Origin of the sequence: Agrobacterium sp. (genome assembly GCF_032092815.1) — a bacterium.
Lineage (GTDB): Bacteria > Pseudomonadota > Alphaproteobacteria > Rhizobiales > Rhizobiaceae > Agrobacterium.
Genome location: NZ_DAMDBP010000051.1, coordinates 17,356 through 25,941, shown reverse-complemented (window position 1 = coordinate 25,941; position 8,586 = coordinate 17,356). Strand labels below are relative to the sequence as shown.

General features: G+C 57.1%; 9 protein-coding genes. 4 read left to right on the top strand and 5 right to left on the bottom strand.

Annotation, left to right across the window (positions count from 1 at the left end):
• Window positions 1-144 precede the first annotated feature (144 nt).
• Both RT613_RS20990 and RT613_RS20985 read left to right on the top strand, forming a co-directional pair.
• Window positions 145-690, top strand: coding sequence for a terminase small subunit (locus RT613_RS20990; RefSeq protein WP_313618322.1), 546 nt, complete (start codon window positions 145-147; stop codon window positions 688-690).
• 199 nt (window positions 691-889) lie between these two features.
• Window positions 890-2,410: a terminase gene (locus tag RT613_RS20985; RefSeq protein ID WP_313618321.1), complete on the top strand. Its 1,521-nt coding sequence runs from the start codon at window positions 890-892 to the stop codon at window positions 2,408-2,410.
• 478 nt (window positions 2,411-2,888) lie between these two features.
• Here the strand turns inward: RT613_RS20985 and RT613_RS20980 are convergent, their stop codons facing one another.
• The 4 genes from RT613_RS20980 to RT613_RS20965 form a co-directional block, all read right to left on the bottom strand.
• Window positions 2,889-3,563: a hypothetical protein gene (locus RT613_RS20980; protein WP_313618320.1), complete on the bottom strand. Its 675-nt coding sequence runs from the start codon at window positions 3,561-3,563 to the stop codon at window positions 2,889-2,891.
• Window positions 3,564-3,572: 9 nt separating this feature from the next.
• Window positions 3,573-4,115 carry an isochorismatase family protein gene (locus tag RT613_RS20975; RefSeq protein ID WP_313618319.1) on the bottom strand — a complete coding sequence of 181 codons (543 nt, stop codon included), beginning with the start codon at window positions 4,113-4,115 and terminating at the stop codon, window positions 3,573-3,575.
• A 498-nt stretch (window positions 4,116-4,613) separates the two neighbouring features.
• The gene (locus RT613_RS20970) at window positions 4,614-5,489 is read right to left on the bottom strand and encodes a GGDEF domain-containing protein (RefSeq protein ID WP_313618318.1); all 876 of its coding nucleotides are present in this window, start codon (window positions 5,487-5,489) and stop codon (window positions 4,614-4,616) included.
• 268 nt (window positions 5,490-5,757) lie between these two features.
• Complete coding sequence (locus RT613_RS20965) at window positions 5,758-6,324, bottom strand: TetR/AcrR family transcriptional regulator (RefSeq protein ID WP_313618317.1); 567 nt, start codon at window positions 6,322-6,324, stop codon at window positions 5,758-5,760.
• A gap of 77 nt (window positions 6,325-6,401) precedes the next feature.
• Here RT613_RS20965 and RT613_RS20960 point away from each other — a divergent pair, with 77 nt between their 5' ends.
• Both RT613_RS20960 and RT613_RS20955 read left to right on the top strand, forming a co-directional pair.
• Complete coding sequence (locus RT613_RS20960; RefSeq protein ID WP_313618316.1) at window positions 6,402-7,604, top strand: MFS transporter; 1,203 nt, start codon at window positions 6,402-6,404, stop codon at window positions 7,602-7,604.
• A gap of 10 nt (window positions 7,605-7,614) precedes the next feature.
• On the top strand, window positions 7,615-8,202 hold the full coding sequence (locus RT613_RS20955; protein ID WP_313618315.1) for a sugar O-acetyltransferase: 588 nt from the start codon (window positions 7,615-7,617) through the stop codon (window positions 8,200-8,202).
• A gap of 17 nt (window positions 8,203-8,219) precedes the next feature.
• On the opposite strand, the gene RT613_RS20950 is transcribed toward RT613_RS20955, so the two are convergent.
• Window positions 8,220-8,586: cytochrome b/b6 domain-containing protein (locus RT613_RS20950; RefSeq protein ID WP_313618314.1), on the bottom strand; the 367-nt coding region annotated here is incomplete at its 5' end.

Genomic DNA, 8,586 nt, shown 5'->3' with positions numbered 1-8,586 from the left:
TCACTTAGCAAGCTAAGATGATGATTTTTCTTCCTCTCCCACAGGGGTAGAGGTACCGGTGCGAGTGGCAGCCACATACGCCCCCCTTCACCACCACAACCATCTGCCCGCTAATGCTGACGCCCTAGAGAGGCGTGAGTACCCATGGCAAAACTGACGGCGCAACAGGCCAGTTTCGTAGAGCATTATCTGAGTGATCAGGACGTGGCGCAGGCAGCAATCCGTGCCGGATACAGCCCGCAGACAGCCAAGGTTCTGGGTTACAAGCTGTTGCGCAAGGCGCATGTGCAGGCGGCCATCAACGCGGCAATAGAGGCGCAGCGCGCCCGCAGCACCATTGATGCCGATTGGGTGCTGGCGCGGCTGGCCGAACAGGCTGAGGCCGACATTGCCGACCTCTATGATGACAATGGTGACCTTTTGCCGGTGAAAGACTGGCCAGCGGTGTGGCGCACCGGGCTGGTGTCCGACGTGGAAATTACCGCGCTTTATGAGGGCCGTGGCGATGAGCGCAAGCTGGTTGGCCATGTGAAAAAGCTGAAGCTGGTGGACCGCACCCGCCGCCTTGAGATGATTGGCAAACATGTACAGGTCAATGCGTTTCAGGACATTGTCAAACATAAGGGTTTGAAGGCGCTGGCCGAGCGCCTGGAACGGGCCCGCAAACGCGAGCTGGAGGCCGGCGCATGAGCCAGTATCTCCCATTTAGTTACCCGGCGAAACATCTGCAAATTTCTGCGATATCACCATATGGTGATAGATTTCATGAATTTAAAAATACCGCATTGAATCAATGTATTAAGTTCAAATTCCCGACCGTTTTCCTCCCAACTCCCATCAGTATTTTGGGGTCAATTTTGCCTCATATCTCCAGATGGAGACAGATGTAATGACCGAAGATCTGGACCTTGGCCAAGACCCTGACGATGAAATCATTACGCTGGCGGCCGCCTGCCAGTTCAACCCCAGGCGCTGGAGCCGTTTGGCCTGGGACTGGGGTTTGGGCGAGCTGGATGGTTATGACGGGCCACGCGGCTGGCAGGACGAGATCAATGATCTGATTGGCCAGCATTTGCAGAACCCGCAAACACGTTATCAGCCGCTGCAGGTTTCTGTCGCATCAGGCCATGGCATTGGAAAATCTGCCGAAATGGGCATGTTGTCCAACTGGGCGATGTCATGTTTTGAAGACTGCAAGATTGTGACGACGGCCAATACCGAGGGGCAGTTGCGCACCAAAACAGCGCCGGAAATCGGCAAGTGGTTTCGCATGTCGATTACCGCCCACTGGTTTGATGTGCAGGCTATGGCGATTAAAAGCCGCGATCCGGAGCGCAGCGAAAGCTGGCGGCAGGATTTCATTTCCTGGAGCGAGACCAATACCGAGGCTTTTGCCGGCCTGCACAACAAGGGCAAGATCATTCTGCTGCTGTTTGATGAGGCCTCCAAAATTCACGACAAGGTGTGGGAGGTGGCCGAAGGCGCGCTGACCGACGAAAACACCATCATCATCTGGGTGGTGTTTGGCAACCCGACGCGCAACAGCGGCCGGTTTCGCGAATGTTTTCGCCGCTTTCGGCATCGCTGGATTGGTCGGCAGATTGACAGCCGCACGGTGCCCGGCACCAACAAGCAGTTTTTGCAGCGCATGGTCGATGATCACGGTGAAGACAGCGATTATGTGAAGGTGCGTGTGCGCGGGCAGTTTCCCTCTCAATCTGCCATGCAGTTCATTTCGGCTGATGATCTGGACCGGGCGCGCGCCACGCATTTACGCAAGGCGCAATATGGATTTGCGCCCGTGATCATTGGCGTTGACCCCTCCTGGACGGGTGATGACCCGACGGTGATCATGCTGCGGCAAGGGCTTTATTGCAAAAGGCTGGCCAGCATTCCGCGCAACGACAATGATGTTGAGGTGGCCAATCTGGTGGCGCGGTTTGAGGATGAATATCAGGCCGATGCGGTGTTTGTGGATGCCGGTTATGGCACCGGCATTGTCAGCTGCGGCACCACCATGGGCCGCAACTGGCAGCTGGTGTGGTTCGGTTCCACCAAGACAATCGACCCCGGATATTACAACATCCGCGCCTATATCTGGGGCCAGATGAAACGCTGGATCAAGGCTGGCGGCGCAATAGACCCGCAGAATGAGACGCTTTACCAGGACCTTGTCGGGCCGGAAACCGTGGCGCGCATGGATGGCAAGATCCAGCTGGAAAGCAAACAGGACATGAAGGCACGCGGCATTCCATCGCCCAATGAGGGCGACGCGCTGGCACTGACCTTTACCCAGCCGGTGTCGAAAAAGCTGCGCGGCAACAAACCGGTGATGCTGCCGGATGGCACTGTTGTGTATGACAAGGCCGTTTCCCGCGCGCAGATGGACTATGATCCCTTGGGTGGGTGATGTGGGTTTGAGTTGGGCTGCAGGTCTCTCGGCGTCGTCCTCGCCCTTGAGGCGAGGATCCAATCACGCCAATCAGAGATGTTGCGGTTGCGGATAGGTGGTTAGATCCCAGGGACAGGCCCTGGGATGACGGCAGAGAGGGAGGCAAGGTTCGCGGCACAACCCCTCACCTGAAAAATCTATGACTTAGCTAAAGCTAAGACCATGATTTTTCTTCCTCTCCCACAGGGGTAGAGGTAAGGGCGCGAGTGGAGCTGCCTCACCTCATCAACCACGTTTGCGATGTGTCCCGATGGGTGCCACGACCTCCCTCTTCTCTGTGCTTGTCACAGAGATCCAGTCATCCCCAGTCTTGGGGATGGGAGAGTCTTTTCGTCACGCAGACGCGTGACGACTGGATGCCTGTGACAAGCACGAGGCATGAGGTGGAGAGTGGGGCACGGTCGGCATCAAACAATGAGCCTTGAGCAACACCCCATCACCCCGCGTAAGCAAAATACACCTTGCCGTTGGCAGGATCGACAATGGTGACGCTGCCACCTGATCCGTAAGAATAGAACGATCCCGGAGACTGTATCACTTTGTTCACTTCGCTTTGAAGCGCATCTTCAATCACGATATCAAAGCCGTATTTCCCTAGAAAGCCCGAGATATCCGGCGGATAGCGATCGCGCGTACGTCCTGTCGCCGGATCATAAGTTTCGTCGAAACCCCATTCATCGTCTTTATCTGCGACTGGTGTTTGAGCCCACGCCTGCTGTTCGCCCAAGAGAGATTGCGGCAACTGGTTGCCTTTGCTGCGCGCCCATTCGGCGCTCTCATCCGTCAATCGGTAAACAACAAGACCAGTCTCATTATCGCCGGGCATAAAACCAACGCCCCAGAGTTCTTCCTGACGGTATTCAATTTCCGCAACGTCCAGCGGTGCGGGAACACGGGCGAGCACAAAATTGCGCTCATGAATTTTGAGGCCGACATAACAGGACGCAATGATGCCGACACCCAAGGCAACAATCAGGCCTCTTGCGACGGTCTGGTCGGGTTTTGTGTTGCGCCACAACCGTCGTAGCCCCAGGAACAGAGCCACAATTGCCGCAACAATAAGGACAATGATGACAGCCAAAGCAGTCAGGACGACAGCGACGTAATCCACTTGTTACCCTCACCCAGCCAGCAAGGTTTTCGTATCGACCACGCGGGCGAAGTCGGCCTCCAGATGGGCCATGGTCACGTCGAAAATCGTTTGTGCAGAGAGGTTGGCCGATGGCAGGTCGAAGCCGAGCACCGCGTCGCGCACCACGGTCATGCGGAAACCAATGTCAGCGCCGGCGCGCACGGTGGAATTGACGCAGAAACCGGCGACTGCGCCTGTTACCACCAGATCTTCGATGCCGTTGCTGCGCAGGTATTCGGCCAGATCAGTGGAGGCAAAACCGGACGAGGTGTTTTTGACGAAGATAGGCTCGGCGCCCGCCTCTTCAGCGCATGGCATTGGCTGGTAACCCGGTGCATCCGGGTGAAATGACGAGGCAGGATTGTTCTCGGCGTGGCGGATGTGCAGGACCGGGTGTCCCTTGGCGCGAAAGGCGGTCGCCAGCGCAGTTATCTTTTCCGGCGCGTCACCGTTCACATGGTCCCGCCCGGCTTCGATACGTTGCTGCATGTCCATCTGCATATCAATGATGATAAGCGCCGTTTTTGCCATGTCTCTGCCTTTGCCCCAATCGTGTAGTTGGCGCGTAGCTTTGAGAAAAATCGGGTAAATTCTCAAGGACTTTTCTTGAACTATGGTGGTGGAAAACAAAACCCCTCACCTGAAAAATCTATGACTTGGCTGAAGCCAAGACCATGATTTTTCTTCCTCTCCCACAGGGGTAGAGGTAGGGGTGCGAGTGGCGCTGCCTTGATCGTTATCGCCAACGCACACTGTCTGGCTCAAGAGGCTCCACAATCACGACCTCATGCCTTGTGCCTGTCACAGGCATCCAGACCTTTTGCGTCGGCGCGGCGGAAAAAGTCTATTCAGCTCAAAGACTTGGGCTGGCCTGGATTCCTGTGATAAGCACAGGAATGAAGGGTGGTTGGGGTGGTGTCATTGTCGTTTGACGAGATGTGGTTAGATATCAGAGACAAACCCTGACATGACGGGGGTATCGGACGACGCGCAACATTCGTGCAAAGTCAGAAGGCAAAAAACAACCACTTACAGCGCCGACACCCGGTTGCGGCCGGCGCGTTTGGACAGGTAGAGCCCTTCATCGGCGCGTTTGAGGATATCGCTGGAGAAGCGGTCCGGCGTGCCGAATTCGCTGACGCCGCCGCTGATGGTGGATTCGTAGCGCAGGTTCTGGCGGAAGGTAATCGGCACGTTCTTGCGCAGTTGTTCGGCAATTTCCAGTGCGTCCGGCTTGCGGGTGCCGGGCATGACGACGACAAATTCATCACCGCCGAAACGGGCAATCACATCGCTCTGTCGCAGGTTCTGGCGGCAGAGACGCGCAATTTCCACCAGCGCGGCATCGCCGGCATGGTGGCCCATTTCATCATTCAGGCGTTTGAAATTATCGAGGTCGAACACCAGAACCGAAGTCTGGTCACGCTCCCGTTCAAAAATCGCCAGACGGTCATCCAGTGTTTCAATCAGCTTGCGGCGGTTATAAAGCCCGGTCAGCGCGTCGGTTTCGCTGAGCAAGCGCAGCTTGTGCTGCACCTCGTTCTTTTCGGTGATGTTGCTGGCCACCCAGACGACGGCCTCTTCGCCGTCCACCGGAAAACCCAGCGCCTGCACGCGACCCTCAAAGGTGATGATTTCGCCGGGGCCATCGCCCACGCCCTTCACATCACTGCCGCTCAGCTCATATTCGACAATGTGCAGCACGCCGCTTTGCAGCGCCTTTTCAATTTCATTGGCAAACCAGCGGGCTTTTTCTTCCTTCAACACATCAAACATGTTGAGGCCCACCAGGCCGCTGCCATCGTGGTAATGGCGCACATCCTTGCCGCCAAAAACTGCGGCATAACGGCCGCTGCGCGTTAAAATGAAGGCGGGATCCGGAAGGGACGAAAGGATTGAGGACAACTGCTGCTGCGTAAACAAAGAAGTGCTTCCCAAGTTACCTGACGATCTGGCTGACAAGGTTGCATGGCGAATAAAACTCGCCTTAAAAACACCAGTATACCATTCCTATACTGGTACACGGCGCGTATTTGCTCGCGAATCAGCCTCCTGATCTCACCAACTTACCCAAACACTATTTCGTTTTTCTAAATAACTGTTCGAAACACGACAAAAACGAAGGAAAATCAGCCTTTTTTCGGGTGCCAACAGCGGTATTTTCGCGCAGAAGTTAGGCAGACAGGCGCTCGACAATCAGCCGAATATGTTCGCGGTCCAGCATGCGCGGGTTGATGCTGTTGTGAATAGTCACCCCCTCAATCATCGCATCCAGCGCATTGGCCTCGTCGGCGGTGAAGTGCTGCTGCAAGGCGCGGCGGCTGGCGGCCATCCAGTCCAGCATGATGGTTTTGAGCAAAGGCCGGCGCGAGGCATAGGCGTAAAGTTCAAAACTCAAGGTCAGGTCGGTGCTGCGCACCGGGCCGTCATCACAGAGATAATCCACCAGCGCCACCCTCGCCTGCTGCTTGTCCGCGGCATCTGCCATGATCTGCATGAGATGGTCCGACACCTGGATGGAGAGCTGGCGAAAGGCAGCGGCGATAATGTCATCCAGCCCGGAGAAATAATAGGTGAGCGAACCAAGCGGCAGGCCGGCGGTTTCGGCAATGCGGCGGTGGGTGGTATCTGCCACGCCCACCCGGGCAATGGTTTCCAGCGTGGCGGCAATGATTTTTTCCCGCCGTTCCGGGTCGTTGGCGGGCCTGCGGCCCTTGGCAGAAATGTCACGCTTAGTCATGGCTTCAGTCTCACAATCTTGACGCTGTGTACGAATGTACATATACCAGCAATCCCGCTCGTTGACCAAGGTTTATCATGCCATCCCTTAACCAAAGACGCCTGGCACTGTTTGTTTTTTTCTTCATTCCGGGGGTGGCCATGGCCTCCTGGGTCACACGCACGCCGGCCATTCGGGACCGGATCGAGGTGTCGATTGCCGAAATGGGGCTGGTGCTTTTGGGTCTATCCTTGGGTTCCATGAGCGGCATTTTGCTGTCTTCCTTTGCGGTTGGCCGGTTTGGCACCCGCGCGGTGATGCTGGCTGGCACTTGGCTGGTGGCCAGCAGCGTGGCGGTGATGGCGCTTGGCACAGTCACGGCGCAACCGCTGATCGTTTCGATCGGCCTTGGCTGTTTTGGCCTTGGCATGGGGCTTGCCGAAATTGCCGTGAATATTGATGGCGCCATGGTGGAGCGGCAGTCCGGCCGTGCGCTGATGCATGCGCTGCATGGCTGTTTCAGCCTTGGCACGGTGCTGGGGGCATTGGCTGGCATGGCCGCCAACGCGCTTGAGGTGCCGGTGGAAATGCACCTGGCGCTGATTGCGGTGTTCATCGTTCCGGCGATCTTTTATTTCATCCGTTTTGTGCCGGCCGGCACGGCCAAGACCGACAAGAGCCAGGCGGCGGGCACTTCCACTGATGCAAAAGACGATTACTGGCGTGACCCGCGGCTGCTGGCCATTGCGCTGATCGTGCTGGCGGTGGCGCTGGCCGAAGGTGCGGCCAATGACTGGCTGCCAATCCTGATGGTGGATGAGCACGGCTTTTCCAAAACGGCGGGCTCGCTGGTGTTTCTGGTGTTTGCCTCTGCCATGACCATTGGGCGTTTTGCCGGCGGGTATTTTCTGGAGCGGTTTGGCCGCTCGGCGGTGATCCGCACCAGTGCGGTGTTTGGGGCGCTGGGGCTGGCCTGCGTTATCTTTGCCCACAACCCCATCCTTGCCGGTGCATCGGTGCTGCTGTGGGGGCTTGGTGCATCGCTTGGTTTTCCGGTCGCGATATCTGCGGCCGGTGACTCCGGTGCCAACTCGGCAGAGCGGGTCAAGATCGTCACGATTGGCGGTTACATTGCCTTTCTGGTTGGCCCGCCGCTGCTGGGACTGCTCGGCGAAAATTTTGGCCTGCGCAATGCCATGCTGGTGGTGCTGGCGCTGCTGCTCGCAGCCATTCTGGCCGCACCTGCCGTCCGCCCGCGCAACCGGGCAAACAACAAAGACACCGTAACAACAACGGCATAGGGATAAAGACATGACCGAGATGGAAAAGGCACTGGCCGGCTTTTTGTATGATGCCAACAACGCCCCAGAACTGATCGAGCAGCGCCATGCCGCCAAGGATGCGTTGTTTGAATTCAACACCACGCCGCCGCGCCAGCTGGAAAAACGCCAAGAGATCCTGCGCAAGCTGCTTGGCAAAACCGGCAAGGCCTTTCACATCGAAGCGCCGTTCAACTGCGATTACGGCTACAACATCGAGATTGGCGAAAATTTTTACGCCAACGTCAATCTGTGCATTCTGGACTGCGCCAAGGTAACCATTGGCAACAATGTGTTTGTGGCACCCAATGTACACATTTGCTGCGCCGGCCATCCGCTGGATGTGGAACGGCGCAACAAGGGGCTGGAATATGCCTATCCCGTCACCATCGAAGATGATGTGTGGATTGGTGCCGGCGCGCAGATCATGCCCGGCGTGACCATTGGTCGTGGCAGCGTGATTGCGGCTGGCGCCATCGTTATTCGTGATGTGCCAGAGATGTCACTGGTTGGCGGCAACCCGGCGCGCATCATCCGCACCATTACCTCAGCGGATATATCCAAATACCGCGAGGCCTGAGCCCTGCAGAACGGTGTTCACGACACCGTCATGCGACGCAGCACATCGCTTCGCCAGTAGAAATGCTGGGCCAATGCCCCGGCCACATGCAGGCCGATCAGCAGCCAGAGCACTGTTTTCAAGACCTCGGCATGCAGGCCGCCAAGCGCATCCACCCCCAGATAATATGCCGCCATGCCCGACAAGGGCATGGCAAATAGCAGGGCATAAAGCAGCCCATGCGCCAAGCCGGCCAGCCGGTGAATGATGGGCGGTTGACCGACAGGTTGCGGTGGCACGCCGGTTTTGAACCGCACGGCAAGGCGCAAGGTGGCGAGAAACACAATGGCAATGCCGACATAGGCATGAATATTGGCGGCTCCCACCTGTTCCGGGGTCGCGGCG